Genomic DNA, 25,867 nt, shown 5'->3' with positions numbered 1-25,867 from the left:
GGGCCTTCACATGGATTTTGATTTATCTGAGCTTTGTCAGCAGGTCATGACAGCAAGTGGTGCGGAGCGACCGCTCTATATACGCGGGGGAGGCACCCGGCAGTTTTATGGCGAACCGTTGCCGACCGGCCTTCCCGGCACGGCGGTGCTGGACCTCTCTGGCTACCAGGGCATCATCAACTACCAGCCCTCCGAACTCGTGATCACTGCGAAAGCGGGCACCCGGCTAAGTGACATCGAAGCGGCACTCGAAGCGGAAGGACAGATGCTGGCGTTTGAGCCACCACGCTTTGCGGCCGAATCCACGGTCGGTGGAATGGTGGCCACCGGACTATCGGGTCCACGCCGAATGGCGGCCGGGAGTTTGCGCGACTTCGTACTGGGCACGCGCCTGCTGGACTCCTCGGGGAAAATCCTTGCGTTTGGCGGCGAAGTCATGAAGAATGTCGCCGGTTACGACATTTCTCGCTTGCTGGCAGGTTCCATGGGAATTTTCGGGGCACTGATCGAGGTTTCTCTCAAGATCGCCCCGCGGCCGCAGTTGGAAACAACCTGCGTGCTTGAGACCAGTGAAAGCGAAGCTCTGGCTTTGTTTTCACAATGGCGCAGCAAGCCTCTGCCAATTTCCGCAACACGCTGGCTGCAGGAACAAGGCCGTCGCAGCGGCAGCCTGCATGTGCGATTGTCAGGCAGCGAGCCGGCCGTTGCCAATGGTCTGCAACAGGTCGGCGGCGAAGTCATCGCTGCAGACCAGGCAGATGCCTTATGGGTGGGGCTGCGTGATCAGACAGATGCTTTTTTTCAGCATAAGCCCTTGTGGCGAGTCGCCGTTCCGCCACAGGTGGAACCCCTGGGATTGGGTGCCACGCTGATAGAGTGGAACGGCGGCCTGCGTTGGGTCGCCGCAGATGAGGCGTCGCTGACAGCGGATGGAGCGCGCACGTTGCGTGAGCGCGTGGCGCGCAGTGGCGGACATGCCACCTTGTATCGCTATGCTACGCGCCCTCTGGATGTGCCAGTATTCCATCCGTTGCAGCCTGCGCTTCGCAATATCAACCAGCGACTGAAGCAGGAGCTGGATCCGGCTGGGATTTTCAATCCTGGTCGCCTGTTTCCCGAATTTTGAGGCGTAATCGTGCAAACAAACTTGGCAACATGGGCACGTGATACTGACGTCGGCAACGACGCCGATGAAATTCTGCGACGCTGCGTGCATTGCGGGTTTTGTCTGGCGACCTGCCCGACCTATCAAGTGTTGGGCAACGAACTCGACAGTCCACGCGGACGCATCTATCTGATCAAGCAGGTACTCGAGGGGGCCGAGGTCACCAGTGCCACGCAGACGCATCTGGATCGTTGCCTGACCTGCCGCAACTGTGAAACCACTTGTCCCTCAGGCGTGGAATATGGTGCATTGGTCGACATAGGCCGGGCTCTGGTGGATGAGCGTGTCGAGCGCCCTCTGTCGCAGCGGCTGATGCGTGGCACGTTGCGTCGACTGCTTACGTCACGTCTGTTCGGACCGGCGCTTCGACTCGGGCGCTTGGTCAAGCCCTTGCTCCCGCCGGTGTTGCGTAACAAGATTCCCGCGCAAAGACCGGCAGGCGCACTGCCAGGCAACGGACGGCGCCATGCGCGACAGGTGTTGATGCCGCGCGGGTGTGTTCAGCCAGACATGATGCCCAGTATTGATGCGGCAACGCTGCGTGTGCTGGATGCCGTGGGTATTGGCGTGCAGGATGTGCCCGCGTCCGGATGCTGCGGCGCGATCAATTTTCACCTCGATGCGCAAGAAGCGGCGCTGGCACAAATGCGCCGCAACATCGATGCATGGCTGCCCATGCTGGAGCGCGAAAACATTGAGGCCATCGTCATCAATGCCTCGGGATGCGGCGCGATGATACGGGAATATGCCCATCATCTTAGACATGATCCGGATTACGCCGCCAAGGCGCTGAAAGTGGTGGACAAGGTTCGCGATATATCCGAAGTGCTGGCCCCCTATGCGTCTCAGCTCAAGGCTGCCATGACGTCGCTGCCAGACAGCGTGGCGTTTCATCCGCCTTGCACGCTTCAGCACTGGCAAGGCCTGCGCGGCGTGAACGAGCGCTTGTTGTCTGATTTGGGCTTTAATCTCAAGCCCTTCACGGATTCGCACCTGTGCTGCGGCTCGGCCGGCACGTATTCCGTGACGCAGCCCGAGCTTGCCACGCAGTTGAGGGATCGCAAGCTGGAGGCGATAGATCAGGTGCAGCCTTCCTGTATTGTCTCGTCCAATATTGGCTGTGTGACGCATTTGCAAAGCGGGACGCAAACACCGGTGCGCCACTGGATAGAGGTGGTGGACGAAGCGCTGTCGCGGCCAGGGGCCTGAAGCAAGGGATGCCTGGCGTCCGTCTACAATAGTGTTATGGCAAATACTAGAGCAACAAAAGGGCGTGTCGTCGTTGGCATGTCGGGCGGCGTGGACTCGTCGGTGACTGCGTGGCTGCTGAAGGAACAGGGCTACGATGTACTCGGCCTGTTCATGAAGAACTGGGAAGACGATGACGACTCGGCGTATTGCTCCAGCAGGCAGGATTGGCTGGACGCCGCCAGTGTGGCCGACGTCATCGGCGTTGACATCGAGGCCGTCAATTTTGCGGCGGAGTACAAAGATCGCGTCTTTGCCGATTTTTTGCGCGAGTATTCGGCAGGTCGTACGCCAAATCCCGATGTTCTCTGCAACGCCGAGATCAAGTTCAAGGCGTTTCTCGACCATGCCATGCTCTTGGGCGCGGAACGCATCGCCACGGGACACTACGCGCGTGTACGGTGCCTGGAAGGTGCGGCTGGGCCGCAATATCAGCTGCTCAAGGCGCTGGATCAAAGTAAGGACCAGAGTTATTTTTTGCACAGACTAAGTCAGGCGCAATTAGCGCGCACCTTGTTTCCTCTTGGCGAACTACGCAAGACCGAGGTCAGGAAGATTGCGCAGTCTCTGGGCCTGCCCAATGCCGGCAAAAAGGATTCCACCGGCATCTGTTTTATAGGTGAACGGCCTTTCCGTGAATTCCTCAATCGCTATCTACCGACACATCCGGGCCCGATCAAGACACCCGAGGGCGACGTGGTCGGTGAGCATCAAGGATTGGCCTTCTACACGCTGGGGCAGCGCAAGGGCCTGGGCATAGGCGGCGTCAAGGGCCGCCAACGAGACGACGGCACGGCGGATGCCTGGTACACCGCCCGCAAGGATCTTGATAGCAATACGCTCTATGTTGTTCAGGGGCATGACCACCCGTGGCTGCTCCAGGCCAATCTGCAGGCGCAGGATGCAAGTTGGGTGGCAGGTGTTGAGCCGGCAGCGGGCAGGTACTCGGCCAAGACCCGCTATCGCCAGTCGGATGCGCAGTGCGAACTGAAACAGGCGCAGCAGGCCGGTTTTTTCCTGAATTTTGATCAAGACCAGTGGGCAGTCACGCCGGGCCAGTCTGCCGTGCTGTATGACGGCGACGTGTGTCTTGGCGGCGGCATTATCGTCTGACCCAGAGCCTTTTTTGTACTTCGTCCACTAACGATAGCGCGCCCATTCCATGGATCCTGTTTTCATCTTTTGCCTGGTCGTCCTGGGCGCCACTGTCGGCTTTGCCGCTGGACTGTTGGGCATTGGAGGCGGCATGATGCTCGTGCCGTTTCTGGCCATGCTATTTCCCGTCTATGGGGTGCCCAAAGAACTGGTTGTGCACGCAGCGATTGCCACCGCCATGGCGACAATCGTGTTTACCTCAATCTCCAGCATGCGGGCCCACCATAGGCAGGGCGCAATCCGCTGGGATATTGTCTCTGTCATGGGGCCCGGACTGGTCGCAGGTGGCCTGTTATCGGGCGGTGCGGTGTTTTCGCACATCAGTGGTGTTTGGCTGTCGCTTTTTTTTGCTCTGTTCGTAGGGTATTCCGCCTACAGGATGTTGAAGGGGAAACCACCAGGGCCAGGCAGGACCATGCCGGCCCGCAGCGCCACCTTTGGCGTGGGTGCTGCGATAGGATTTGTGTCAGGGTTTTTAGGCGCCGGTGGCGGCTTTTTATCCGTTCCTTTCATGGTGCGCGGCAATATCTCCATGCGCAATGCCGTCGCAACCTCGGCGGCGCTGGGGTTTTTCATAGCCATCGCAAACAGCGCGGGCTATATCTATTCCGGTTTTCAGCAGGTTGGAGGCCAGCCGGGCATGGTGGGCTATATTTATTGGCCTGCGCTCGTTGTTTTATCAGCAATGAGTGTCGTGACGGCACCTTTGGGTGCGCGCTGCACGCATAGATTGCCTGTGGCGACCCTGAGACGCTTGTTCGCCTGCTTGTTGTTCGCACTCTCTGTGTACATGCTGTTCAAGGGCTGGCAACAGATGTCCTTGGGCTGAGGTGGCGGCGTCGCAAGGCGTGCGGCGCCAAATTTGGCGCACAGGGGCCAAGGCCTTGCTGGCGTCAGCCTTCCGGAGGCCGCGTTGCGCTGAAAGAAGGGCGCTCCTGCAGCTTTTCGTTGAGACGGCGAAGATTTGCATGCTGGGCACGCCAATCCATATCAGGAACGCGCAGATCCAGATAGCCCAGGGCACAACCGACCGCTACATCGGCCAGTCCGAAATTGATACCCATGCAGAAAGGCTGATCGCCAAGGCTGGCATCCATAGAGTGCAGCCCGGCGCTAATCTTGCCCAATTGCCGCTCTATCCATTGTTCGCTGCGCAAATGCTCAGGCCTGCGGTTTTTTTCTATATTGATGGCAACCGCGGCGTCGAGTACGCCGTCGGCGATGGCTTCCCAGCACTTGACGGCCGCGCGGTCGCGGCCTGGCTGCGGTATTAGCCTGCCGACCGGAGAAAGGGTATCGAGATACTCGACGATGACGCGGGAATCAAACAGGCTCCCATTGTCATCCATGAGGAGACAGGGAATCTTGCCCAGTGGGTTATGACTCTGTATCCGGGTATCCTCGGCCCACACATTTTCGAGTACGAATTCGTAGTCGAGTTTTTTTTCGGCCATTACAACTCGCACTTTGCGAACGTAAGGGCTTGTGAGCGAACCGATGAGTTTCATGAGAAATTCTGGAAGTTGTGGGGCAAAAAAAGTATAGCAGGATACAGCCCTGATTCCCTTGGGAAAGGGCGGCTAAAGCCTGCAATTGGTATTAAGTCACAAAAGTGTCGTGTAAATGCTTCGGGGCTGGGACCGCTCAATGTAACGCAGACTGTCTGTAATCAATCTTTCATTGTAATAACGCCAATAGTTTTTTAATTGACTAGCGCTTCACACTATGTTTATTCTCCTACATTCAAACAATTTGGCAACAGTTGTTTTTGTCGAACGGGGAGCGACATGGGGCAATGGGAGCATAAGGTTTCGCTTGCTTTACAGGAATTTGCCAGGCTGAAAGCGTCCGAGAAACAATTGCTTGAGCTATTGAGAGTCTCGGAGAGAGGTTGCAATTTCTCCGAGCGATTCAGGGCACGAGAGCGGTGGTTTCTAATGCGGGAGCAGGCGCGCGCCAAAAATGATGAAATCGTCGGCCTGATTGAGGACCGCATGCTGGCAGACCGGGTCAAGCGCGTGGTCTAGGCTTGTCCTGATCTACTGCGCACGCAACCCGTCAAAAAAGAATGGACGTGGTTAAAACCGGTGCATGCGCACGACATGCGATGAGTCTTATCACATAGCCTTGACAGCGTAGATTAATAATAAAAACCGAACGGCGACGGTGTTGCTGCGGGCCCTGATCTTCAGCCAGGCTTACGACGACGATGACAAGCATCCAGTGATGCGGTCAAATTTTCGTTGCCCAACTGTCATACAAAAAGCTGTTGTCTTTTTCACTCGGTGCGCCTGGCGAACATGGACATTTCTAATGTTGCAATGCACAATATAGTTTATTCCTAAAAGAAATTTATATATTGCCGAGAGAAATAACATGAGAAAGATCATCACATGTTTGGATATCTACGTAACGAAATCAGGACATGTTGCCTTTATTCAGTTGCGTCGGGAATCGGAAGCCGGCGAACCCACGTTTCACGGTTATCTCATGGACTTGAAAGATGGCAGGTCAATCAAGCGCGAGCTCGTATGGCTGGAGTCCGGATATTGCGTATCCAGTGGGCAGGAACGGGATCAGATCGTCTATAAGGCCTGATGCCTATGCCCACACTGCGCTGGCCGGAAGGACGCCAATCGCGGCGTGACAGCCTTTCGATGCGCACGCGACGATGGCAATCGCTTTGTCCGAATTCACCACGGCGTCGTCATGCAGCACCATAAAACCCTGGTGGCCGCACTTTGGGCATACGGGTCGGATGCCAGTAGAAAAGTATTTGTCAAAAAATCCGCGTTCCTGTTCCTTCTTCATTTTTCAGCGCCTCCTTGCGTGATCGATCTTTTCGCCCAGGCCGCGTGCATTGTTTTCTACTCTAGGCAAACCGTTGGGAGATGAATTTCTATGCCAAAGCAGCCCCGGCAAAAGACGCTACAGGGTTAAGCTGAGGGATCGAGAATCATCTGAAAGAATGACTTGTCTCTCAAATCTCATTTTGAGATAATTGTGTCATGAGAGTCATAACAAACCGCCGCCTGGTCGAATTCGCCGCTAAGCATCCAGATGCAAGAGTGCCATTACAGGCGTGGCGTAGAGCGATGGAGCTGCATGTGTTTAGTAGCTTTAATGCTTTGCGTCAGCAGTTTGGGAGCGTGGACAGGGTCGGGGATTTATATGTATTTAATATTGGCGGTAACAAATATCGTCTGATCGCTTTTTTGCATTCCGTACATCAGATGGCTTACATCAAGCATGTGTTGACGCATGCTGAATATGACAAGGGAGCTTGGAGAAAATGAAACTAAATGACATTCGAGCAAGCTGGGCTGCCCTGCAAGACGTAACAGGGATAGGCCCCATTCAAAACGAGACAGATTACGACCGCATGGTCGCCCTCGCCGATGGCTTGGTTGACAGCGGGTTGGCGGGAGAGGGGGAGGAACTGTCCGGCTTGTTTGGGCTGATCAGCGGCCTGATTGCTGATTATGACGATAAGAACCATGCATTGCCAGTGGCCTCTCCGCGCGAGATGTTGCGGTTTTTCATGGAACAGCACGGCCTGACGCAGACTGATTTACCGGAAATAGGGAGCCAGGGCGTAGTGTCCGAAATTCTTTCCGGACGCCGAATGCTTAATGCTCGTCAGATTGCCGCTTTAGTGGGGCGGTTTCACGTCAGTGCAGATCTGTTCATTGAGCCTGTTAGCCCTGTGCATTAAATAAGCTTCGCCATTGCAGGACAGCGCAAAGCCCGATATGGTGTGACGTGACTGGTTCACGACTCATCAGGTATCGGCTGGATGTGTCGCTACAGCATCGGGATATTAGCCGCTGTCTGATACTCGACCAGAAAAACAAAAACGCCAACCCCGAAGGATTGGCGTAAGTGTTTGATATTGCTGGTGGGCTGTGGGCGGCTCGAACGCCCGACCTACGGATTAAGAGTCCGCTGCTCTACCAACTGAGCTAACAGCCCTTCTCAGAAAAGAGAGCTAGTATAGAACGTTTTTATGTGATGCGCAAATCGCTAAGAAGGTATTAATCTTTTTCGCGATAGGAGTCGTGGCAGGATTTGCAGCTCTTGCCGACTTCGCCAAAAGCAACGCGGAAGGCATCAAAATCACCGGCATCCGCAGCGGCTGTGAGCTTTTTCATTCCAGCGTGAAACTTGTCCTCTGCTTGTTTGAAGCCTTCGGGATCGCTCCAGATTTCATCCTTCGCATCGCCGCCTTCCGTGCCTTCGCCAAAGCCCGCCCAGGGTAAAGTCGCCAGCGTGTTGAGAATGGCGACATTGGCCTTGATGGCGTCTTTGTCGTAAGGCGCCTCTTTTTTGGCGACAGGCGCCATACGGCCAAAGTGCGAGCCCAGCAATGTCATGGCTGCTTCGCGATAATCAATCGCGGCATCGGCATCTTTGAATTGCGCGCCTGCGGGCATACAGGCCAGGGTGACGACTGCTGCCGTGGCAAACAGAGCGATACGTTTCTTCATTTTTACCTCCAGGGCGTACAAAATTGGAGACCGCTCAGTTGAGGACGCTTGCGGTTTCCCGTGAAAAGGTCAGATAGCGCGAGCCAGCTCTGCCGCCAGCCCGATGTAGCTGCGCGGCGTCATGGCCAAGAGTCGCGCCTTGGGTTCGGAGGGCAAATCCAGGCCGGTGATGAATTCCGTAAGGCCTTCGCGATTAATGCCTTTGCCCCGCGTCAGGGCCTTGAGTTGCTCGTAGGGCTGAGGAAGACCGTAGCGTCGCATGACAGTTTGTACGGGTTCGGCCAGCACTTCCCAGCAATTGTCTATGTCTTCGTCAATGGCCGCTGCATTCAGTTCAAGCTTGCCCAGGCCACGTAGGCAGGCGTCGTAGGCGACGGCACAGTAGCCAAGCGCAACTCCCAGGTTGCGCAGTACTGTGGAGTCGGTGAGATCGCGTTGCCAGCGCGATATCGGCAGCTTTTCGGAAAGGTGGCGCAGCATGGCGTTGGCCAGGCCCAGATTGCCTTCGGAGTTTTCAAAATCGATGGGATTGACTTTGTGTGGCATGGTCGAAGAGCCGACCTCACCTTCTTTCAGGCGCTGCTTGAAGTAGCCCAGCGAAATGTAGCCCCAGATGTCGCGGTCGAGATCCAGGATGATTGTGTTGGCTCGGGCGATGGCATCGAACAGCGCCGCCATCCAGTCGTGGGGTTCAATCTGGATGGAGTAGGGGTTTTGCGTCAACCCGAGGTTGGAAAGTACGCCAGCGCTGAAGGCTGTCCAGTCCACTTCTGGATAAGCGGCAAGGTGCGCATTGTAGTTGCCTGTAGCGCCGTTCATCTTTGCCAGAGGCTGGACGGCTTCGATTGCGGCAATGGCGTGATTCAGGCGCGCTGCCACGTTGGCGAACTCTTTGCCCAGTGTCGTGGGACTGGCTGGCTGGCCGTGGGTCCGCGACAGCATGGGTTGCTCCGCGAACTGGTGCGCAAGCGATCTGAGTTGTTCGTAGAGCTGTCGCAGACTCGGAGTGATGAAATCCGCCCTGGCGCGCGTGAGCATCAGTGCATGCGCAGTGTTGTTGATGTCTTCGGAGGTGCAGGCAAAATGTATGAATTCTGCCGCTGCGGCGAGTTCGGCGTTGCCGGCGACCTGCTCCTTGAGCCAGTACTCGACGGCCTTGACATCATGGTTGGTTGTTTTCTCGATTTCTTTGATGCGGGCGGCATCGTCTTCGGAGAACGTGTCGACCAGATTTTTGAGCGTGGCGCGCCCTTCGGCCGAAAAAGGGGTGAGTTCCGGCAGCCCGGCATCGGACAGTTCGATGAGCCACGCGATTTCAACCTCTACCCGGTGAGCCATGAAGGCGGCTTCCGAAAGTGTTTCCCGCAAGACCAGGCCTTTTGCAGCATAGCGGCCATCGAGTGGTGAAAGGGCGTTGAGTTGGCTGATTTGCTGAGTGATTTTCATGGCTGTTCGGAGAAAGGAAAATAGCCTGAATTCTAACATCCGGCCTGCGCTCGTTATGGCACTCAGTTTATGTCTGGAAGATGACTGATCTGTGACTACATAAAAGAGTAATCACCCGTCGGGGCGAGGGTTGTCAGCCACCAGACTGCTGCGCAGATGGCAGCAAAGAGAAGCAGCGCGGCAAGGCGTACGCCCCAGTTGTCTTGCGCGTGCTTGATTCCATCAGCCGGCCAGTCACTTGTGGCATCGATCTGCATATCGCCAAGCACCATGGCCCGCACCAGGTTTTTCTTCAAGACAATGCGATACCACAGGATGGCGCAGACATGTAACGCCACGACGGCGATGATGATCCACTCATTGATATTGTGCAGCCAGGTAAGACGGCTGGACCAGGCATTGTCCAGGTAGGCCAGGGGGCCGCTGGTCATGACATCGTCGTTGGCGAACAGGCCGCTGCCCGCTTGCGTGCCGATGATCAGCAAAAGCGCTATGACGGAAAAAGCGCCAAGCGGATTGTGGCCTGCGACAGGGGAAAGCCGGCCACGCAGATATGCCAGCACTGTGCGCGGCCCCCGCACGAATTGGGAGAAACGCGCGTAACGGGGGCCGACCACACCCCATATGAGGCGGAATATGATCAGCGCCAGCACCGCGAGACCAAATCGCGTATGCCAATCCATCCACAGTCCGCCCAACTTCACTGTCACGTAGGCGCCGATAATACAGGCGACAAGCGCCCAGTGAAAAACACGGGTGGGCAGATCCCACACCCTGACCTTGCTGTGTGGTGTAGTCATATTCCAAAAAAGTACTAGTTGACGCTGCGGGGCGCCTGTTCGGCCTGGACCTCAAGAATAAGCTGTTCGAGATGGGCTGACGTGTGCAGGGCGAGAACCGGCGTTTCTGGGCTGTCTTCGTCCACCTCCAGGCTCAGGGTAATGCTTTGGCCTTCGAAGGCACCCGGATTGGCCTGAATCTGCACATACTGATTGAGCAGGCGGTCTACGGCCTTTTGCGCCTCCGCCAGACGAACCTCCAGCGAAAAATGCTCATGCAGCTGGAATTGTTCTTCGATGGCGCGCGCAAGATCCCAGCTAAAGAACATTAGCGCGTTCCGGCCATGGCATTCTGGGTGAAGAAAACCCCAAGGCTGTTTGCCTGGGCCGCCCGTAGTGTCGTTGCTGGAAGTAGTCAAGTTTTGGTTTCGTCTGCTTATTTCGGAGTGGTGGAACGCCGGACCGTTTTGCCGTCGTAGGTATATATGTCGATTTTATCCGGCTTTTGCGAACTAGGTGTGCGCAGCGTCAGAAGCTGGCCGGTGGCGGACACCTTGATGTTTTCGGAGCAAGAGCCAAATTCCGGTGAGACCGTATAGCCGGCCTTGTCGAGAATGATCCATCGATACACAACGGGGCAGTCGCTGCTGCCATTGTCGATGGAAACCAGCGCCACCAACGCCTTTGGACGCTTGAATGCGTAAGTGATATTCAGAATGCCGCGAATGGCCGGCGTGACTTCGGTGTTGTCGATGAAGAGACGGGATTCGTAAACGTATTCGCTGGCATTGACATGCAAGGTGCCGTACGGGGTTGAGAGCTCCATGCGTGAGGGGCTGACCGGCCACGTTGGCGGGGAACTGGCGAGTGATGATCCTCCCGACAGCAAGAGGACAATCGCAAGAGATGTACGCATTAAAACGCGCATGGTGGTGTCCGAATGTGCCATGAATGGGTAATGCGATGTTACAAGCGGCTGCATGGGATACGTATATTGTAAGTTCTATTACATTTCATTTTTTGACTGTATGCAAGTAAGGTTTTTGACTCTCCTTTGAATGGTGGTAGCCCAATGAATGATGGATCGTAAGTTTTACGTAAGTTTCAAATCGTATTTCTTATATACCCAAGCAAAAACCAGCGTTGGCGCAATCTGGCGAAAAGCGGCGGCGTCTGAACGCGGGGCCAAGCCGACATAGATCGGCACTCAATCTAGACAGAAGCCAGGCAATACATAAACAGGTATATAAGGAGATTAGGATGGATGACAAGAAAACAAACGGGTTCGGCGAAACTGCGCTGGATCGTCGCGCACTGCTGAAGATGGGCGTAGCGGGCGCGGCAGGCAGTATGTTGCTACCCGGTGCTGCTGCGCTGGCGGCAGAAGAAAAGAAACCAGTTGGCAACTTTCCGGCGGGTGTTGAGGGTGATACGGTATTCATCGGGCTTACATTGGATATTACCGGTCCCTATTCCGCGCAGGGTGCCGATCAACAGAAAGGCTATGAGCTGGCCGTCGAGCAACTGAATGCCGGCGCGGAAGAAGTCAAGAAAATTTCTCCGCTGACCAAAAAAGGTGTGCTGGGCAAGACGGTGAAGTTTGGCGTTGCCGATGCGGAAACCAAGCCCAACACGGCGGTTCAATCTGCCAGTCGCTTTATCCACGACAACAAGGCCATGATGGTTTCTGGCAGCACCAGCAGTGCCGTGGCCATTGCGTTGCAAAAGGTGTGTGACCGCGAACGCACGATTTATCTGCCCGCCATCAGCGGCTCCAACGAAACCACGGGTGTTGATTGCCAGCGTTACGGTTTTCGCTTGTGTTACTACGCCTATCCCGCCTGCAAGGCCATTGCGCCGGTACTGGCGAAAAACCTGGGCAAGGACCGCAAGGCAATTTATCTTGTGCCTGACTACACCTATGGTCACACCACCTTTGATTCGATGAAGGAATTTACCGAGAAGGAAGGCTGGACCACCGTAGGCGAACAGGTGCACCCATTGGGGGCAAAAGACTACAGCTCGTTCCTGATCAACATTGCCAACAGCGATGCAGATACCTTGGTCGTGATTGCGTACGGCGCCGATGCGGCAAACTCCATCAAACAGGCCAAGCAATTCGGCTTGCTGGACAAGATGCAGATCGTTGTGCCGTATATGTCAGCCTTCCTGGAAAAGGAAATCGGGGCAGACATCATGCAGGGTGTTTATGGCGCCACAGGTTTTTGGTGGACGCTGCAGGACAAGTATCCGATTGCCAAGGATTTCGTGGCGGCCTTCGAGAAGAAGTTCAACGCAAAGCCGCGTGACTCTGCCTATATCGCTTATCTGACCACCGTGCTGTGGGCGGATGCGTGCGAGCGGGCCGGTTCCTTTTATCCGCCGGATGTCATCAAGGCTTACGAGGCGGGTGAAGTCCGTCAGGGCCCGGTCGGCGACGTCACCTTTCGCGCAGGCGATCATCAGGGCGTCATCAACTTTCCGATTGTGCGCGGCAAGAAGAAAGCCGACATGGCGAATGACGATGACTACTTCGAAATCGTTGAGGTCGTGGACGGCAAGTCTGCATTGCCCGATCTGGGCGTGCTGGGCTGCAAGCTTGGGGATTATGTCTGATCAGGCGATGTTGCTGACGGGCATATAACTATAAGGAGGAAGCTTGAATGCCGAGCATGTCGTTGTTCTTATCTCAGCTGTTCAACGGGCTGGCAATGGGGCTGTTATTGGCCCTGACCAGCACCGGCCTGACTATCATTTACGGCACGCTCGGCGTGGTTAACTTCGCGCATGGCGCCCTGTTTGTCGTGGGCGCCTACGCGGGCTATACGGCGTACGGAGTGACAGAGTCATTCCTGATTGCCATCGTGGTGGGGTCGCTGGTTGCATTAGTGGTCGGGCTCGTGGTTGAGCGCGGCCTGATGCGCATGTATTACAGCCGCCCCGCGGAAGACCAGATCCTGGTGACGTTCGGCATCGGCATCATCCTTGTCGAAATCGTACGTTCGATCTATGGCGGCATCAGCCTGTCGGTGCCGACGCCAACCTGGGGGCAGGGCATTGCCCATATTGGTTCGCTCATCTATCCCTTGTATCGGCTGCAGGCGCTAGGCATTGCCGCGGCAACACTGGCCTTGCTGTATTTTGTGTTGTATCGGACCAGTCTGGGCCTGATCGTTCGCGCAGGCATCGAAGATGCGCAAATGGTTAACGTGCTGGGCATTAACGTCAAACGCACTTTCCTGCTTGTGTTCGGTATTGGCGCGATGGCGGCCGGCTATGCCGGCGTCATCGATTCTCCTATTGTTACGCTGTCGCCTGACATGGGGCACCGTGTCCTGGTCGATTCCTTTGTCGTTGTCGTGATCGGCGGCGTCGGCTCTTTCCCGGGAGCCATCATAGGCGGCATCATCGCGGGCGAAATCCTGAGTCTTACTTCCATGTTCAACCCTGCATACTCGCATGTCATGCTGTTTGTGGTGATGGCGCTGGTTCTGATTTTCCGGCCCCAAGGCCTGATGGGACAGGAGGGTCGCGAATGAGCACGCACACACCGTCATTTGCGCGCAGGCAGCTTCCCGAGCTCGTTGTCGGCGCCTGTCTGCTGGCCGCGCCTTTTGTTCTGCCGTATCTTGGCATGAGCGCAGACTTGCTGACACGTATTCTGATCTGGGGCCTGTTCGGCCTGGGGTTCGATCTGCTGTTCGGTTATACCGGACTGCTGTCGTTCGGTCAGGCTGCGTTCTACGGCACGGGTGGCTTTGTGTCTGCCTATTTACTCACGTCGGGTATTGTGCCGCATATGCTGCTTGCCTTGTTGATAGGCGTCGTCGTGTCTGCCGTGGCAGGGCTGGTGATCGGCTATCTTACCCTGAGGCGTACAGGCATCTACTTTGCCATGAGCACGCTGGCCTTTGGCGAGATGTTCTACTTTCTCGAAAACTCCGCTTTCAAAGCCTATACAGGGGGAGAGAACGGTATTGCCGGCGTACCTCCGCCTGAGGTTGCGCTGGGATTCATGACCATACGTATTTCCAGCGGTTGGTCGATGTACTGGTTTGTGGCGCTTTTCTTCTTTGTTGGTTACGTTGTCGCCCGGCGCATTGTACGCTCGCCATTCGGCGCGGTGCTCAAGGCCATTCGCGGCAATCCCAGACGCGCGCTGGCGTTGGGGCATGCCATTAACGGATACAAGCTTTCTGTGTTCGTGATTGCCGCGGCCTATGGCGGTCTGGCGGGTGGATTGCTGGGTGTGTTCCAGTCCTACATGCCGCCTGATGCCTTTGCGCTGGATACGTCGGCTCAACTGGTGATCCAGACGGTGATGGGCGGTGCCGGAACCCTGCTGGGCCCCATTATTGGTGCAACGATCTGGCTGTATCTGTACGAAGGCCTGCAGCAGATCTCGAATATCGGTGCTTACTGGAAACTGATACTAGGCATTGTGTTCGTTGTGCTGGTCACCGTGTTCCGTCACGGCGTTGCAGGCGGTGTGCTGGACTGGAACATCCGTCGCCGCAACTCGACCAAGGTTATCGATGAGGAGGCCGACGATAGGGCGATTGCAGCGCTTGATGTCGTAGCACCCATCGATGGCGGAAAATCGGACCAGCCTGTACTGGAGGCGCGGGGCATCAGTAAACAGTATGGTGGCTTGAAGGCAGTGAGCGACGTGACATTCTCGCTGTCTGAGGGCGAGATGCGCGGGGTGATTGGTCCGAATGGCGCCGGCAAGTCGACCTTCTTTGCCATGTTGGCAGGAGAATTGCCAACCACGAGTGGGAATGTGTTTTTCAGGGGGCAGGAGATCACGGGCATTGGTGTGACTGCGGTGTGTCAGTTGGGCATGAGCAAAAGCTATCAGATCAATCAGTTATTTGAAGCCCTGTCTGTGCGGCAGAACGTCATGATTCCTGTGCTTGCTCGCCGTCGCGGCAAATTCCGACCAGACATGCTGCGTGGGCTGCATCACTCGCCTGAATTGGATGAGCAGGTGAACGCCGCCGTTGAGCTGGTTGATCTTACGCGCCAGGCTGATACGCTCGTGTCGGAGCTTTCGTACGGCGAAAAGCGCCGGCTGGAAATCGGCCTCGCCTTGGCGACCGGCGCGAATGTTCTGCTGTTCGACGAGCCGCTGGCCGGTCTTGGACCAGAGGAGCGCGTGCACGTTGTGGCCTTGCTCAAGTCGGTACGCAAGGGTCGCAGCATGGTGATCGTGGAGCACGATATGGATGCCATGTTCGAATTGGCGGAGCGTATTACCGTACTGTATGAAGGCCGCAAGCTGGCAGAAGGAATCCCGGACGAAATCCGGACGAACCCGGCAGTGCAGACTGCCTATCTCGGAGGGATGGACGAGCATGAGCCTGCTTGAAGTCGACAAAATAAACAGCTTCTACGGAGACTCTCACATTCTGTTCGACGTTTCCATGCGCGTCGAAGAGAATGAGGTGGTCGCTCTGCTGGGGCGCAACGGGGCGGGCAAGAGCACGACGCTCAAGTCGCTGATGGGCATGGTGCAGCCCAAGAGTGGCGTTATTCGCCACAACGGCGAAGAGGTGCAACATCTCCCGCCGTTTCAGCTTGCCCGCCGAGGCATTCAATTGGTTCCGGAGGAGCGCCGCATCTTCGGCGCCATTACCGTGCAGGAGAATCTGCAGTTGGCTGCCATGACGGCTAAGCCGGCAAGAACGCTGGAGGAAATTTACGAGACCTTTCCACGACTGGCTGAACGCCGCCGCAATCGTGGCAAACAGCTTTCCGGAGGCGAACAGCAGATGCTGGCCATTGCCAGGGCGATGATACGCAACGCCAATCTCATCATGCTGGATGAGCCCTTCGAAGGCCTGGCGCCGCTGATTGTTCAGAACCTCATCGAGGTGTGCCGAAAACTGGCCGGCAGTGGCCATACAGTGGTCATTGTGGAGCAGAACGTTCGGGCAGCGCTTTCATTGGCTGACCGCTGCTATCTGCTCAATAACGGGCATATGGTATTCGAAGGCACGCCAGAAGCCCTGCAAAGCGACAAGTCTGTGATAGAAAAATACCTGGGCGTCAAGGTCTAGCGGAGGGCTTCAGGCCGTGCCTCCGAATCACCGGATGCACGGCACGAATCCCGTTCGGCGCCTCATCGAAGTATGATACGGGTGGACGCGTTGCCGCATCCTGCGGCGATATACCGACGCGGGCGCAGCACGATCCAGTTTTTGCGCTTTCCATCCGAGGTGTAGTCTATGCCGCCCATTACTGGCGAAGAATCCGATCTCATCAATCATCAACAAGCGGCGGCGGTCGGCGACAGGGTTGCCGGCTATACGCTGGACTACATTGCGTCCAGCAATCTGCCAACGCCATGGGCGACGTTCCAGATCCATATTTTTGTCGATCCGGCGACCGCCAAAGAACATCTCTTGCTGTCGTTGGGCGACGTCGCCGACGGCAAGCCCGTATTGGCGCGCGTACATTCCGAATGTCTTACGGGTGATGCACTGTTCAGCCAACGCTGCGACTGTGGTGCGCAGCTGGAGGCAGCGATGCAGGCGATCGCCAGTGAAGGGCGGGGAGCACTGCTTTATCTGCGCCAGGAAGGGCGGGGAATCGGACTGGTCAACAAAATACGCGCCTATCGCCTGCAGGATGAGGGCGCAGACACGGTCGAAGCCAATGTGCGTTTGGGGTTTCCGGCCGATATGCGTCGTTATGACTTATGCAAGCCCATGCTGGATCATTGTGGCATCACTTCGCTGCGTTTGATGACCAACAATCCTCGCAAGGTTGCCGCGATGGAAAAACTGGGGATTACGGTTGCCGAGCGCTTGCCGCTACAGGTCAACCGTAATCCCTACAATGAGCATTACCTCAGTACCAAAGCCTCGAAGCTTGGCCATTGGCTTAAAGACAAGCGCTAGGGTTCAGGCAGCTTGAGATTGAGCAAGCGCGGGCTCGGCTGTAATCTCGGCAATGCGCGTTGCTGCCGTATTCATGGCCGCAGCCAGGGCGTCTGCCCCCAGGTTGGTGCCCTCGGCACGAACAACACGTATATCTGTCACGCCAAAAAAACCCAGTATGGTTTTCAGGTAAGACTCTTGGTGCTCCATGGCCTGCCCGGCCTCGCTGGACGAATACACGCCGCCACGACTCAAGGCGATGATCGCGGTCTTGTCGCCCGCCAGCCCGATCGGGCCGTTTTCTGTATAGCGGAACGTACGGCCGGCTTGTGCGATCCGGTCTATCCAGGCTTTGAGCTGGCTGGGAATCGAAAAATTATAGAGTGGCGCGCCGATGACCACCACGTCCGAATCCAGAAACTGGCTGACCAGGGTTTCCGACAGCGTGTTTTCCTGCTGCTGGGCGTTGCTCTGAGGATGGCTGCCCGGGGGCTGGCGAATGCCCAAGGAGTCTGCGGAAAAATGCAGGGGCGTGTCCACGGCCAAGTCCAGGTAATCAACTTGCGTGTTCGGATTGTTGGCTGACCATTGCGAAACAATGTCTCGGGTCAGGGTTCGAGAGATGGATTGCGCGCCATTGATGCTTGAGTCGATGTGAAGCAGTTTCATTTTTACTCCGTTGTGTTTGTCACTGGAACGCTGTCATTGTGCATTGATGCTATGTGATTGATAAGACGCTGCAAATGCGATAGATTGTCCTGTTTTTGATACTAATTGAGAGTCCTTATTTATGTACGACCTTAACGATATGATGTACTTCGCAGAAGTCGTCAATCAGGGGAGCTTTGCGGCGGCGGGTCGAGCACTGGGCATTCCAAAGTCGCGGCTTTCGCGAAGAGTCGCCCGATTGGAAGAAGAGCTTGGGGTGAGGTTGCTGCAACGAACCACGCGCAAGCTGTCGCTGACGACGGCGGGCGAGCTGTTTTACCGTCATTGCACTGCCATTTGTGATGAGGCTCAGGCGGCGACAGCAGCCGTCGCCCAGATGCAGACTGAACCCCGGGGGCTCGTTCGTGTCGTTTGCCCGGTGACCGTGGCGCAGACGGTCGTGGGCCCTCTGTTGCCCGATTACATGAAGCTTTATCCCTATGTGCAGATACACATGCAGGTCAACAACCGGGTGGTGGATGTTGTCGAAGAGGGCGTGGATATCGCCTTGCGCGTGCGGCCTTCGCTCGCTGACAGTGGCAGCCTGGTCGTCAAGCGGCTCGGCATGTCGCAAGCACTGCTGGTTGCCAGTCCAGGCCTACTGCATCGCCAAGGCCATCCAGAGCGCCCTGCGGACCTCACTTTGCTTGATTCGGTGGCGATGTCCGCCAACGAAGGCAGGGCGATCTGGACGTTGTACGGTCCTAATGGCGCCCAGTATAAGCTTGCGCATCGACCGCATTTCATCGCGGATGACATGCTGACCTTGAAGTTCGCTATTCTGGGCGGCGTAGGTTTGGGGCTGTTACCCGATTACATGTGTGTCGAAGAACTGGCCGATGGTCGCTTGATCGAACCGTTGCGAGAATGGTCAACCGCACCAGGGATTGTTCACGCAGTATTCAGTTCGCGCCGCGGCATGGTGCCGGCTGTGCGGTCTTTTCTGGACTTTCTCGGCGAGCGCCTGTTGACCGCCGCCGACGGGCGGCAGGCAGCACCCTGAGCAAGATGTCGAGTGTCTTGCGTCGATATTGCCAGGGCAGCGCGGCGGAGAGCCTTGGCGGCGTGTTAGTCGCCAAGCAGCTCGGCGACGGATTGCATCCCTTCGATGCGCTCGGCAATCACTTTTAACACCACGATAATGGGGACACAGAGCAGCATGCCCCATACGCCCCACAGCCATCCTCCAAAAAGCAGGGCAACAAACACGGCGGTCGCGTTCATCTTGGCAATCCGGCCTGTCATCCAGGTCGTCACCAAAGTGCCGACCAGCGAGGCAATCCCTATCGTGACGGCTACAACCAGCAGCATCAGGGAGAACGACTCAAACTGCAGGAAGGCGGCCAACCCAACGGCCGCCGCCGCGATGACAACCCCAAAATAGGGAATGATGTGCAGCAGCCCGATGGCGATCGCCCAGGCGCCAGGGTTGTCCAGGCCGATCAGGTACAGGGAAACCCATGACAGCAGGCCGAGCAGCACGTTGGTGACCAGCAGCATGAACATGTATTTCTGAATCGACATGTTGATGTCATCCAGAATATGCACGGTGATCTTCTTGCTGGTCAGCGACGGACCCGTCAGCTTGACCAGCTTGCGCTTGAATGTGTCGCCAGACAGGAGCGCGAAAAAGACCAGGAACAACACCATGATCAGTTGGCCCATAAAGCTGGCCGCTCCCAGCGAGCCGGCCCAGAGCCAGTCATGAAGGTTAAATTCGGCCTGTTTGACGATCACCGCGGGTACGGGCTGGTTAACCGTTCCGCTATTCTGGTCGGGCAAGGACGCGGGCTCGGCGCTTGCGGCTTTGCGCAACTCGTCGGCCATGTGCTGTAACTTTTCCAGCGATCCCAGTTCGCCGCCGCGTACCTCGCGCATTGCCTGCGTGATTTTGTAGGTGACCAAAGGCAGCTCATCAACGATGGATTGGGCTTCCTTATAGACGGTCGTGGCAAGGGTCGCCGCCGAAGCCAGCAGCGCGAGCATGACCAGGCTCACGCCGATCACCCGGGGAATGCGCGCACGCTCGAGCCAGGAAACAATGGGATTGAGGGTGTACGAAACAAAAATGCCAAAGACTAGCGGTATGAAAAAATCGCGCGCCCACTGCAAGGCAAAGACAAGTGCAATCGTTGCCAAGATAAGGAGCGCGATCTCTCGGCGCTCGGCGCCGGTGGGCACAGGTAACGCTACTTTGGGGAGCTTGTCTTCGCCTGACGGATTACTCGCATCGAGGCTGTGTGTGTCAGGAGCCATGTCTGCTGCGGTAGAGGAGGGCGCGCTATCGTTCTGTTCGTGAGCACTCATGGCTGTTGTTCCCTGGCTGGGCTGAACTGCCGATTCAGGCTAAGGCCTGAATCGGTGTCAGAACTCGACCGCTGGTTGCGTATGCATCCACATTGTCCAGCACCAGCTCGCCCATGGCTCTGCGGGTTTCGATGGTGGCGCTGCCGATATGCGGCACGAGCACGACGTTGTCCAGGGACTTGAGGGCTTCCGGAACCTTGGGTTCGTTTTCATAGACGTCTAGCCCCGCGCCGCCCAGTTCCCCATTGCTCAGCGCCTGCGTGAGGGCGGTTTCGTCGATCACTGAGCCGCGGGAAATATTGATCAGGATGCCTGTGGGGCCAAGTGCCTTGATGATGTCCGCATCAATCAACTTGCGCGTGCTGTCTCCGCCTACCGTGGCGATCACCAGGAAATCAGCCCACTCCGCCAATCGCTTTAACGAAGGCTCATAGGTCAAACGGGTGTCGTCACGTTGCCGGCGGTTATGGTAGCGGATATCCATGTCGAAGCCTGCGGCACGCCGGGCAATCGCCTGGCCGATGCGGCCCAGGCCAACGATACCCAGTTTTTTGTGACTCACTTTTGTGCCAAGTGGAAAGCCCGTGCTCGAGCCCCAGAGGTTGGCACGTACATAGCGTTCTGCCTGGCTCAGCCTGCGGGCTGTGGTCAGCATCAAGCCCATGGCTTCGTCCGCGACACAATCGTTGAGTACATCAGGCGTGTTACTGACCTGGATGCCTTGCTGCTGTGCATGGCGTACGTCGATAGAGTCGTATCCAACGCCAAAGCTGCAGATGGCTTTCAGGGCAGGAAAGTGATCGATCAGCGTCGCAGGCGTAGCAGTCATGGCGCTGGTAACTAGCACGGAAACATCTTGGCTGCGGGTCTTGATGGCGTGCTCTCTGTCTTCTGTGTTCCAGCCTTCGATCACATCGAAATGCGTGGACAAGCGTCGCGCAGCCTCAGGCAAACTCAAGGGAATCAACTGGAGCAACGCGGGTTTTGCCGATGTCATTTGTGCCTCGCTATATATTGTCATTTAAGGGATGCTTCGCCATGTGATTTTAGGTAAAAGAGGCGAGTCATCCGAATGAACTATACCGCAGCAACAAAAAAAGGACGCTGCAAGCGTCCCTTTTTTTGTTCCGGGCCGAGCCCGGACAGTATTTTGCCGATCTAACCCTTACGCGCAGTATCAGGCGATTGCTTTGACTGCGGCGGCAAGACGGCTTTTATGACGAGCAGCCTTGTTTTTGTGGATGATGTTCTTGTCGGCCACGCGATCAATGATGCTCGTGGTTTTCTGGAATACTTCGGCAGCTGCAGCTTTGTCGCCGGTGGCGATAGCCTGGCGTACGCGCTTGATCGATGTGCGTAGCATGGAGCGCAGGCTGGCATTGTGCTTGTTGCGCTGCACCGACTGGCGCGCGCGTTTACGGGCTTGGGCGGAATTGGCCATGTTTTGCGTTATCCGTGTGTAAAGGTTTAATTCGGCAAAGACCGCTATTCTAGGTTATTTATACCGTCTTGTAAAGTCGCTGCGCCGAAAACCACACAGGAAAAGCAAGGAAAAATACAGTATGGCGGCGCCAATGACAACGGTGGCAAGCCAGAGCGCGCGCACGCCTGGCCGCGCGCCCAGCGCTACCCAGTCAAGATGCTGACCTGCAAACCAAAGCATTCCGGCCACTGCAAGCACCGCGGGCAGCATTCGCAGGATAAATGCCAGCCAGCCCGGCGATGGTTGATAGAGCCCGCCGCGCTTGAGCAGAAATGCCAGGCACAGGGCATTGACGGTGGCTCCCAGCCCGATGGACAAGGCCAGGCCGGCGTGGGCAAAGAGGGGTACGAAAATCAAGTTGAACAGTTGCGTCAGCACCAGCACCATCAGGGCGATCTTGACGGGTGTGCGGATGTCTTGCTTGGCATAGAAGCCAGGCGCCAGGATCTTTATGCCCAGCAGGCCCAGCAGCCCGACGGAGTAGGCCGCCACGGCAAGCTGTGTTTGCCCCACGTCGTGGCTGGTGAACGCGCCGTAGTTGAACAGCGTGGCGACCAGGCCATCTGACAGCAGGGCAAGCCCAAGGGCTGCGGGCAAGCCCAGCAACAGTACCAGCCGCAGTCCCCAATCCAATAGTGCGCTGTAGGCCTGATGATCCTGACGGGCGTGCGCTGCGGACAGGCTGGGCAGCAGCACGGTTCCCAGGGCCACACCAAGCAATGCGGTGGGAAACTCCATCAGCCTGTCGGCAAAGGATAGCCAGGTTACGCTCCCTGGCGTAAGCCAGGTAGCAATATTGGTGTTAATGAGCAGGGAAATCTGGGCGACCGACACGCCCAATATTGCCGGCAGCATCTGGCGCATGATGCGCTGCACGAGCGGATCCTGCCATGCTTCGCGCAGCCGCAGCGAGTATCGGGGAAGCAGGCCCAACCGGGCCAGCGCAACCCACTGGACCGTCAGTTGGGCGCCGCCGCCCAGCATGACGCCAGCCGCCAGCGCGTAGATGGGCGTATCGAACAGCGGCGTCAGCAGCAGCGCCGAGCCAATCATCGACAGATTGAGCAGCACTGGCGTGAACGCGGGTACGGCGAAGCGGCTCCAGGTGTTGAGCACCCCCGACGCCAAAGCGACCAGCGACATGCAGACGATATAGGGGAACATCAGCCGCGTCATCCAGACAGCAGCGAGGAATTCGGGCTGCCGTTCGGCGGTACGCATCCCGCTGGCCATGGCGCTGACCACCCAGGGCGCGCCGACCATGCCTGCCAGGGTGACCAGCATCAGCGCAAACGTAAGCAGCAGGGCAACACGATCCAGCAGTATGCGCACGGCTTGATGGTCGCGCTCTGTCCGCACCTGGCCCAGGATGGGAACGAATGCCTGAGAAAATGCGCCCTCGGCAAACAGGCGGCGCAGAAGGTTGGGTATACGGAAGGCCACCCAGAATGCATCGGTCAGCGGACCTGCGCCGAACACGCCGGCGATCAGGATATCCCGGAACAGGCCGGTTATGCGCGAAACCAGCGTGAAGCTGCTGACCGTGGCGGCCGACCTAAACAGGCTCATTGATGCTGGCTTTATTTTGGCGCCATGCGAATGGCGCCGTCCAGGCGAATGGTTTCGCCATTGATCATCTCGTTAGTGATGATGCTATTGACCAGTTTGGCGTAGTCTTCTGGGCGACCGAGGCGGGATGGGAAGGGAATGCTGGCCGCAAGGCTGTCCTGGACTTCTTGCGGCATGCCGAACACCATGGGCGTGCCGAAAATGCCGGGTGCGATGGTCACGCAGCGTATGCCCAGTTTGGACAGATCGCGGGCCAACGGCAGCGTCAGGCCAACAACACCTGCCTTGGAGGACGCATAAGCCGCCTGGCCGATCTGGCCGTCATAGGCGGCGACCGATGCGGTGTTAATCAGCACGCCGCGCTCGCCCGTAGGTTCCGGGGCGTTCTCGCTCATGGCCTGGGCGGCCAGGCGGGCCATGTTGAAGGTGCCCACGAGATTGATCATGACCACTTTCTGGAACATATCCAGCGGGTGCGGCCCGTTGCGACCGACTGTGCGTGTCGCCGGCGCGACCCCTGCGCAGTTGACCAGGCCAAACAGCTTGCCCGCCTTGAGCGCTGCTGCCACTGCCGTCTGGCCGTCTGCTTCTTGTGTTACGTCGCAGTGAATATAGGTTTGCCCGAGCTCGGCAGCCAGTGCTTCGCCCGCTTCGTCCTGAACGTCCGCAAGGACGACCTTGGCGCCCTCCGCCACCAGCATGCGGGCCGTGCCCGCGCCCAGGCCGGACGCGCCACCCGTAACAATGAATACCTTGTCTTTGATTTCCATGTTTGCCTCTGTTTTATCTATGGGAGCCACCGCGGGGTACCTTTCCCGGGTGGCATGTTCAGGATGTCAATGCCTGGAAGATGCGTGCCTGAATTTCATCGACCGAGCCCAGGCCTGACAACTGCCGATAGGCGGGCGCGCCGGGTTCGTCCGACGCTGCCCATTGGGAGTAGTAATCCACCAGTGGCCGTGTCTGGTCGCGATACACCGACAGGCGGTGACGCACCGTTTCTTCGCGATCATCGTCGCGTTGAACCAGAGGGTCGCCCGTAACATCGTCGACATCAGGTGTCTTGGGCGGGTTGAACTTGGTGTGATAGCTGCGGCCGCTGGCAGGGTGAACGCGGCGACCGCTCATGCGTTCGATGATGTTTTCTTCTGGAACCGAGATCTCGACCACATAATCCAGCCCCACATTGGCCTGCCGGAGGGCGTCGGCTTGCGGGATGGTGCGAGGAAACCCGTCGAAGAGATAGCCTTTTTCGCAATCGGGCTGTTGCAGGCGGTCTTTGACCAGACCAATGATGATATCGTCCGACACGAGGCCGCCAGTATCCATGATTTTTTTGGCCTCAAGCCCCAGTGGCGTGCCTGCTTTCACGGCCGCGCGCAGCATGTCGCCCGTCGAAATCTGGGGAATGCCATATTTTTTTGTGATGAACGCAGCTTGAGTGCCTTTGCCCGCACCGGGCGGACCGAGCAATATCAGTCGCATGTGATTTTCTCCTGGGGGTGTCGTTTTTTTAAGTTGGAATTATGCCGCAATGCAGCAATGTCTGCATGAGCCTGTCGGATCGCAGGGTCCGAACCGAACATGGCTTTATAACCGATTTGCGAACACCTGACGTACTCGCTGCAGGTCTTGTTCGGTATCAACGCCCGCTGCCGGCAAGGCTTTGGTCGTGTACACGGCAATGCTGTGGCCGTTCTCGAGCGCACGCAATTGCTCCAGTGATTCATAGGTTTCCAGCGGACCTATCGGCAAGGAGGGGAACAGGGTCAGAAAACCCGCACGATAGGCATACAGGCCGATATGGTGCAGCGCTGGCAAGCCTGGTGCCAATACTTTGTTGCCGTCGGCCAGCGCATCGCGCGCCCAGGGTATGGGGGCGCGCGAGAAGTAGAGCGCGCGATCATCGGCAGAGCACACCACCTTGACTGCATTCGGATTGAACAGCGTATCGGCGCTGTGTATGGGCGCGGCGCAGGTTGCAATCGCCGCGTCGGGGGTTGCCTGCAGCAGGTGTGCAACCTGGTCGATGATGCCCGGATCCATCAGCGGTTCGTCGCCCTGAACATTGACCACAATGGCTTGTGCGGGCAAGGCCAGTTGCTCACAGACTTCAGCCAGACGGTCGGTGCCGGTAGGGTGGTCCGACCGGGTGAGCAGCGCTTCGATACCGTGCTGAACGGCGGCTTGCAGGATGCGATTGTCATCTGTGGCGACGATAACGCGTGATGCGCCAGAGCGCGCGGCCTGTTCGGCAGTCCGAATCACCATGGGTTTGCCGGCGATGTCCTGCAGGGGCTTATTGGCAAGACGGGTCGACGCGATTCGGGCCGGAATAACGGCGATAAAGCTCATGATGGGTTCATGTCGCCGTTTTCATCGGCTGCGTCGGCGGTCGAGCCTTGGGCGGCCTTTTTGCCCTCTGTATCGGCGTTGGGGGGCGTAATGATCCGCGCCTCATCTGGCAGCATGACGGGTATGCCATCCCGAATGGGAAAGGCCAGTTTGTCCGGGCGGCAGATGAGCTCATGGTTGTCGCGATCATGCTGCAATGGGCCTTTGCATAGCGGGCAGACCAGGATTTCTAGCAGGCGGGTTTCCATGCGTGGCTCCAGAGTGTGAATGGTTAAAGGCAG

The 25,867-nt window shown here is 57.2% G+C and carries 30 protein-coding genes and 1 tRNA gene; 14 read left to right on the top strand and 17 right to left on the bottom strand.

Going from position 1 to position 25,867, the window contains the following annotated elements:
* The first annotated feature begins 10 nt into the window (after positions 1-10).
* From glcE to ERE07_RS11875, 4 genes are read left to right on the top strand one after another with little or no spacing between them, the layout of a single operon-like run.
* Entirely contained in the window at positions 11-1,126 is a 1,116-nt protein-coding gene (gene glcE / locus ERE07_RS11890) for a glycolate oxidase subunit GlcE (RefSeq protein WP_130009043.1), read from the top strand.
* Positions 1,127-1,135: 9 nt separating this feature from the next.
* Positions 1,136-2,374 carry a glycolate oxidase subunit GlcF gene (glcF, locus tag ERE07_RS11885; RefSeq protein ID WP_130009042.1) on the top strand — a complete coding sequence of 413 codons (1,239 nt, stop codon included), beginning with the start codon at positions 1,136-1,138 and terminating at the stop codon, positions 2,372-2,374.
* A 36-nt stretch (positions 2,375-2,410) separates the two neighbouring features.
* Positions 2,411-3,526 carry a tRNA 2-thiouridine(34) synthase MnmA gene (mnmA, locus tag ERE07_RS11880; RefSeq protein WP_130009041.1) on the top strand — a complete coding sequence of 372 codons (1,116 nt, stop codon included), beginning with the start codon at positions 2,411-2,413 and terminating at the stop codon, positions 3,524-3,526.
* 49 nt (positions 3,527-3,575) lie between these two features.
* Positions 3,576-4,397, top strand: a complete 822-nt coding sequence (locus tag ERE07_RS11875) for a sulfite exporter TauE/SafE family protein (RefSeq protein ID WP_130009040.1) — start codon at positions 3,576-3,578, stop codon at positions 4,395-4,397.
* A gap of 64 nt (positions 4,398-4,461) precedes the next feature.
* Here the strand turns inward: ERE07_RS11875 and ERE07_RS11870 are convergent, their stop codons facing one another.
* Entirely contained in the window at positions 4,462-5,076 is a 615-nt protein-coding gene (locus ERE07_RS11870) for a glutathione S-transferase N-terminal domain-containing protein (protein ID WP_130009039.1), read from the bottom strand.
* A 279-nt stretch (positions 5,077-5,355) separates the two neighbouring features.
* Here ERE07_RS11870 and ERE07_RS11865 point away from each other — a divergent pair, with 279 nt between their 5' ends.
* On the top strand, positions 5,356-5,595 hold the full coding sequence (locus tag ERE07_RS11865; protein ID WP_130009038.1) for a hypothetical protein: 240 nt from the start codon (positions 5,356-5,358) through the stop codon (positions 5,593-5,595).
* A 349-nt stretch (positions 5,596-5,944) separates the two neighbouring features.
* Entirely contained in the window at positions 5,945-6,166 is a 222-nt protein-coding gene (locus ERE07_RS11860) for a hypothetical protein (RefSeq protein ID WP_130009037.1), read from the top strand.
* 3 nt (positions 6,167-6,169) lie between these two features.
* Here ERE07_RS11860 and ERE07_RS11855 read toward each other — a convergent pair whose 3' ends face one another.
* Positions 6,170-6,379: a hypothetical protein gene (locus ERE07_RS11855; protein ID WP_130009036.1), complete on the bottom strand. Its 210-nt coding sequence runs from the start codon at positions 6,377-6,379 to the stop codon at positions 6,170-6,172.
* Between the two features lie 197 nt (positions 6,380-6,576).
* On the opposite strand from ERE07_RS11855, the gene ERE07_RS11850 reads away from it, so the two are divergent.
* Together ERE07_RS11850 and ERE07_RS11845 are read left to right on the top strand one after the other, a co-directional pair.
* Positions 6,577-6,864, top strand: a complete 288-nt coding sequence (locus ERE07_RS11850) for a type II toxin-antitoxin system HigB family toxin (RefSeq protein WP_130009035.1) — start codon at positions 6,577-6,579, stop codon at positions 6,862-6,864.
* Entirely contained in the window at positions 6,861-7,283 is a 423-nt protein-coding gene (locus ERE07_RS11845; protein ID WP_130009034.1) for a helix-turn-helix domain-containing protein, read from the top strand. The genes ERE07_RS11850 and ERE07_RS11845 overlap by 4 nt, the downstream gene beginning before the upstream one ends.
* Before the next feature lie 181 nt (positions 7,284-7,464).
* Here ERE07_RS11845 and ERE07_RS11840 read toward each other — a convergent pair.
* The 6 genes from ERE07_RS11840 to ERE07_RS11815 form a co-directional block, all read right to left on the bottom strand.
* A tRNA-Lys gene (locus ERE07_RS11840) sits at positions 7,465-7,540 on the bottom strand.
* Positions 7,541-7,602: 62 nt separating this feature from the next.
* Positions 7,603-8,055: a c-type cytochrome gene (locus tag ERE07_RS11835; protein WP_130009033.1), complete on the bottom strand. Its 453-nt coding sequence runs from the start codon at positions 8,053-8,055 to the stop codon at positions 7,603-7,605.
* A gap of 69 nt (positions 8,056-8,124) precedes the next feature.
* The gene (purB, locus tag ERE07_RS11830; protein ID WP_130009032.1) at positions 8,125-9,501 is read right to left on the bottom strand and encodes an adenylosuccinate lyase; all 1,377 of its coding nucleotides are present in this window, start codon (positions 9,499-9,501) and stop codon (positions 8,125-8,127) included.
* A 95-nt stretch (positions 9,502-9,596) separates the two neighbouring features.
* Positions 9,597-10,301: a cytochrome b/b6 domain-containing protein gene (locus ERE07_RS11825; RefSeq protein ID WP_130009031.1), complete on the bottom strand. Its 705-nt coding sequence runs from the start codon at positions 10,299-10,301 to the stop codon at positions 9,597-9,599.
* Between the two features lie 14 nt (positions 10,302-10,315).
* Positions 10,316-10,609: a hypothetical protein gene (locus ERE07_RS11820; RefSeq protein ID WP_245153674.1), complete on the bottom strand. Its 294-nt coding sequence runs from the start codon at positions 10,607-10,609 to the stop codon at positions 10,316-10,318.
* A gap of 107 nt (positions 10,610-10,716) precedes the next feature.
* Positions 10,717-11,196 (bottom strand): hypothetical protein, encoded by a 480-nt coding sequence (locus ERE07_RS11815; protein ID WP_245153673.1) that lies wholly within the window; start codon positions 11,194-11,196, stop codon positions 10,717-10,719.
* 344 nt (positions 11,197-11,540) lie between these two features.
* Here ERE07_RS11815 and ERE07_RS11810 point away from each other — a divergent pair, with 344 nt between their 5' ends.
* The 5 genes from ERE07_RS11810 to ribA all read left to right on the top strand — a co-directional run bounded on the left by ERE07_RS11810 (position 11,541) and on the right by ribA (position 17,185).
* Entirely contained in the window at positions 11,541-12,896 is a 1,356-nt protein-coding gene (locus ERE07_RS11810; protein ID WP_130009029.1) for a substrate-binding protein, read from the top strand.
* A 56-nt stretch (positions 12,897-12,952) separates the two neighbouring features.
* Entirely contained in the window at positions 12,953-13,819 is an 867-nt protein-coding gene (locus ERE07_RS11805; protein ID WP_245153671.1) for a branched-chain amino acid ABC transporter permease, read from the top strand.
* Entirely contained in the window at positions 13,816-15,651 is a 1,836-nt protein-coding gene (locus ERE07_RS11800) for a branched-chain amino acid ABC transporter ATP-binding protein/permease (RefSeq protein ID WP_130009027.1), read from the top strand. The genes ERE07_RS11805 and ERE07_RS11800 overlap by 4 nt, the downstream gene beginning before the upstream one ends.
* Positions 15,638-16,342, top strand: a complete 705-nt coding sequence (locus ERE07_RS11795; protein ID WP_130009026.1) for an ABC transporter ATP-binding protein — start codon at positions 15,638-15,640, stop codon at positions 16,340-16,342. The genes ERE07_RS11800 and ERE07_RS11795 overlap by 14 nt, the downstream gene beginning before the upstream one ends.
* A gap of 168 nt (positions 16,343-16,510) precedes the next feature.
* Positions 16,511-17,185, top strand: a complete 675-nt coding sequence (ribA, locus tag ERE07_RS11790) for a GTP cyclohydrolase II (protein WP_130009025.1) — start codon at positions 16,511-16,513, stop codon at positions 17,183-17,185.
* 3 nt (positions 17,186-17,188) lie between these two features.
* Here the strand turns inward: ribA and ERE07_RS11785 are convergent, their stop codons facing one another.
* Positions 17,189-17,833, bottom strand: a complete 645-nt coding sequence (locus tag ERE07_RS11785) for an FMN-dependent NADH-azoreductase (protein WP_130009024.1) — start codon at positions 17,831-17,833, stop codon at positions 17,189-17,191.
* A gap of 121 nt (positions 17,834-17,954) precedes the next feature.
* Here ERE07_RS11785 and ERE07_RS11780 point away from each other — a divergent pair, with 121 nt between their 5' ends.
* The gene (locus tag ERE07_RS11780) at positions 17,955-18,875 is read left to right on the top strand and encodes a LysR substrate-binding domain-containing protein (RefSeq protein ID WP_130009023.1); all 921 of its coding nucleotides are present in this window, start codon (positions 17,955-17,957) and stop codon (positions 18,873-18,875) included.
* Between the two features lie 65 nt (positions 18,876-18,940).
* On the opposite strand, the gene ERE07_RS11775 is transcribed toward ERE07_RS11780, so the two are convergent.
* The 8 genes from ERE07_RS11775 to ERE07_RS11740 all read right to left on the bottom strand — a co-directional run bounded on the left by ERE07_RS11775 (position 18,941) and on the right by ERE07_RS11740 (position 25,834).
* Positions 18,941-20,179, bottom strand: coding sequence for an AI-2E family transporter (locus ERE07_RS11775; protein WP_245153669.1), 1,239 nt, complete (start codon positions 20,177-20,179; stop codon positions 18,941-18,943).
* A gap of 34 nt (positions 20,180-20,213) precedes the next feature.
* The gene (locus ERE07_RS11770; RefSeq protein ID WP_130009100.1) at positions 20,214-21,176 is read right to left on the bottom strand and encodes a 2-hydroxyacid dehydrogenase; all 963 of its coding nucleotides are present in this window, start codon (positions 21,174-21,176) and stop codon (positions 20,214-20,216) included.
* Between the two features lie 180 nt (positions 21,177-21,356).
* Positions 21,357-21,620 carry a 30S ribosomal protein S20 gene (rpsT, locus tag ERE07_RS11765; RefSeq protein ID WP_130009022.1) on the bottom strand — a complete coding sequence of 88 codons (264 nt, stop codon included), beginning with the start codon at positions 21,618-21,620 and terminating at the stop codon, positions 21,357-21,359.
* Between the two features lie 54 nt (positions 21,621-21,674).
* Complete coding sequence (gene murJ, locus ERE07_RS11760; RefSeq protein WP_130009021.1) at positions 21,675-23,231, bottom strand: murein biosynthesis integral membrane protein MurJ; 1,557 nt, start codon at positions 23,229-23,231, stop codon at positions 21,675-21,677.
* A gap of 11 nt (positions 23,232-23,242) precedes the next feature.
* Complete coding sequence (locus ERE07_RS11755; RefSeq protein WP_130009020.1) at positions 23,243-24,001, bottom strand: 3-hydroxyacyl-CoA dehydrogenase; 759 nt, start codon at positions 23,999-24,001, stop codon at positions 23,243-23,245.
* Positions 24,002-24,059: 58 nt separating this feature from the next.
* A complete protein-coding gene (adk, locus tag ERE07_RS11750) occupies positions 24,060-24,716 on the bottom strand; it encodes an adenylate kinase (protein ID WP_130009019.1) in 657 nt (218 codons plus the stop codon).
* A gap of 105 nt (positions 24,717-24,821) precedes the next feature.
* On the bottom strand, positions 24,822-25,586 hold the full coding sequence (gene kdsB / locus ERE07_RS11745; RefSeq protein WP_130009018.1) for a 3-deoxy-manno-octulosonate cytidylyltransferase: 765 nt from the start codon (positions 25,584-25,586) through the stop codon (positions 24,822-24,824).
* Positions 25,583-25,834 carry a Trm112 family protein gene (locus ERE07_RS11740; RefSeq protein ID WP_130009017.1) on the bottom strand — a complete coding sequence of 84 codons (252 nt, stop codon included), beginning with the start codon at positions 25,832-25,834 and terminating at the stop codon, positions 25,583-25,585. The genes kdsB and ERE07_RS11740 overlap by 4 nt, the downstream gene beginning before the upstream one ends.
* Positions 25,835-25,867 lie beyond the last annotated feature (33 nt).

This window comes from Allopusillimonas ginsengisoli, from assembly GCF_004153455.1.
Classification (GTDB): Bacteria; Pseudomonadota; Gammaproteobacteria; order Burkholderiales; family Burkholderiaceae_B; genus Allopusillimonas; species Allopusillimonas ginsengisoli.
The sequence above is the reverse complement of the archived record's forward strand: the minus strand, read 5'-3'. Positions and strand labels throughout refer to the sequence as shown.

Excerpts from the sequence above, each read along its gene's own strand:
- ERE07_RS11785 (WP_130009024.1), bottom strand. The coding sequence starts at position 17,833 with ATGAAACTGCTTCACATCGACTCAAGCATCAATGGCGCGCAATCCATC.
- ERE07_RS11820 (WP_245153674.1), bottom strand. The coding sequence starts at position 10,609 with ATGTTCTTTAGCTGGGATCTTGCGCGCGCCATCGAAGAACAATTCCAG.
- ERE07_RS11875 (WP_130009040.1), top strand. The coding sequence starts at position 3,576 with ATGGATCCTGTTTTCATCTTTTGCCTGGTCGTCCTGGGCGCCACTGTC.
- ERE07_RS11845 (WP_130009034.1), top strand. The coding sequence starts at position 6,861 with ATGAAACTAAATGACATTCGAGCAAGCTGGGCTGCCCTGCAAGACGTA.
- ERE07_RS11775 (WP_245153669.1), bottom strand. The coding sequence starts at position 20,179 with ATGAGTGCTCACGAACAGAACGATAGCGCGCCCTCCTCTACCGCAGCA.
- ERE07_RS11805 (WP_245153671.1), top strand. The coding sequence starts at position 12,953 with ATGTCGTTGTTCTTATCTCAGCTGTTCAACGGGCTGGCAATGGGGCTG.
- murJ (WP_130009021.1), bottom strand. The coding sequence starts at position 23,231 with ATGAGCCTGTTTAGGTCGGCCGCCACGGTCAGCAGCTTCACGCTGGTT.
- ERE07_RS11800 (WP_130009027.1), top strand. The coding sequence starts at position 13,816 with ATGAGCACGCACACACCGTCATTTGCGCGCAGGCAGCTTCCCGAGCTC.
- ERE07_RS11780 (WP_130009023.1), top strand. The coding sequence starts at position 17,955 with ATGTACGACCTTAACGATATGATGTACTTCGCAGAAGTCGTCAATCAG.
- ERE07_RS11770 (WP_130009100.1), bottom strand. The coding sequence starts at position 21,176 with ATGACATCGGCAAAACCCGCGTTGCTCCAGTTGATTCCCTTGAGTTTG.
- ERE07_RS11740 (WP_130009017.1), bottom strand. The coding sequence starts at position 25,834 with ATGGAAACCCGCCTGCTAGAAATCCTGGTCTGCCCGCTATGCAAAGGC.
- mnmA (WP_130009041.1), top strand. The coding sequence starts at position 2,411 with ATGGCAAATACTAGAGCAACAAAAGGGCGTGTCGTCGTTGGCATGTCG.
- ERE07_RS11835 (WP_130009033.1), bottom strand. The coding sequence starts at position 8,055 with ATGAAGAAACGTATCGCTCTGTTTGCCACGGCAGCAGTCGTCACCCTG.
- ERE07_RS11860 (WP_130009037.1), top strand. The coding sequence starts at position 5,945 with ATGAGAAAGATCATCACATGTTTGGATATCTACGTAACGAAATCAGGA.
- ribA (WP_130009025.1), top strand. The coding sequence starts at position 16,511 with ATGCCGCCCATTACTGGCGAAGAATCCGATCTCATCAATCATCAACAA.
- adk (WP_130009019.1), bottom strand. The coding sequence starts at position 24,716 with ATGCGACTGATATTGCTCGGTCCGCCCGGTGCGGGCAAAGGCACTCAA.
- ERE07_RS11850 (WP_130009035.1), top strand. The coding sequence starts at position 6,577 with ATGAGAGTCATAACAAACCGCCGCCTGGTCGAATTCGCCGCTAAGCAT.
- ERE07_RS11795 (WP_130009026.1), top strand. The coding sequence starts at position 15,638 with ATGAGCCTGCTTGAAGTCGACAAAATAAACAGCTTCTACGGAGACTCT.
- ERE07_RS11810 (WP_130009029.1), top strand. The coding sequence starts at position 11,541 with ATGGATGACAAGAAAACAAACGGGTTCGGCGAAACTGCGCTGGATCGT.
- ERE07_RS11855 (WP_130009036.1), bottom strand. The coding sequence starts at position 6,379 with ATGAAGAAGGAACAGGAACGCGGATTTTTTGACAAATACTTTTCTACT.
- glcE (WP_130009043.1), top strand. The coding sequence starts at position 11 with ATGGATTTTGATTTATCTGAGCTTTGTCAGCAGGTCATGACAGCAAGT.
- rpsT (WP_130009022.1), bottom strand. The coding sequence starts at position 21,620 with ATGGCCAATTCCGCCCAAGCCCGTAAACGCGCGCGCCAGTCGGTGCAG.
- kdsB (WP_130009018.1), bottom strand. The coding sequence starts at position 25,586 with ATGAGCTTTATCGCCGTTATTCCGGCCCGAATCGCGTCGACCCGTCTT.
- ERE07_RS11815 (WP_245153673.1), bottom strand. The coding sequence starts at position 11,196 with ATGCGTACATCTCTTGCGATTGTCCTCTTGCTGTCGGGAGGATCATCA.
- ERE07_RS11755 (WP_130009020.1), bottom strand. The coding sequence starts at position 24,001 with ATGGAAATCAAAGACAAGGTATTCATTGTTACGGGTGGCGCGTCCGGC.
- ERE07_RS11870 (WP_130009039.1), bottom strand. The coding sequence starts at position 5,076 with ATGAAACTCATCGGTTCGCTCACAAGCCCTTACGTTCGCAAAGTGCGA.
- ERE07_RS11825 (WP_130009031.1), bottom strand. The coding sequence starts at position 10,301 with ATGACTACACCACACAGCAAGGTCAGGGTGTGGGATCTGCCCACCCGT.
- purB (WP_130009032.1), bottom strand. The coding sequence starts at position 9,501 with ATGAAAATCACTCAGCAAATCAGCCAACTCAACGCCCTTTCACCACTC.
- ERE07_RS11865 (WP_130009038.1), top strand. The coding sequence starts at position 5,356 with ATGGGGCAATGGGAGCATAAGGTTTCGCTTGCTTTACAGGAATTTGCC.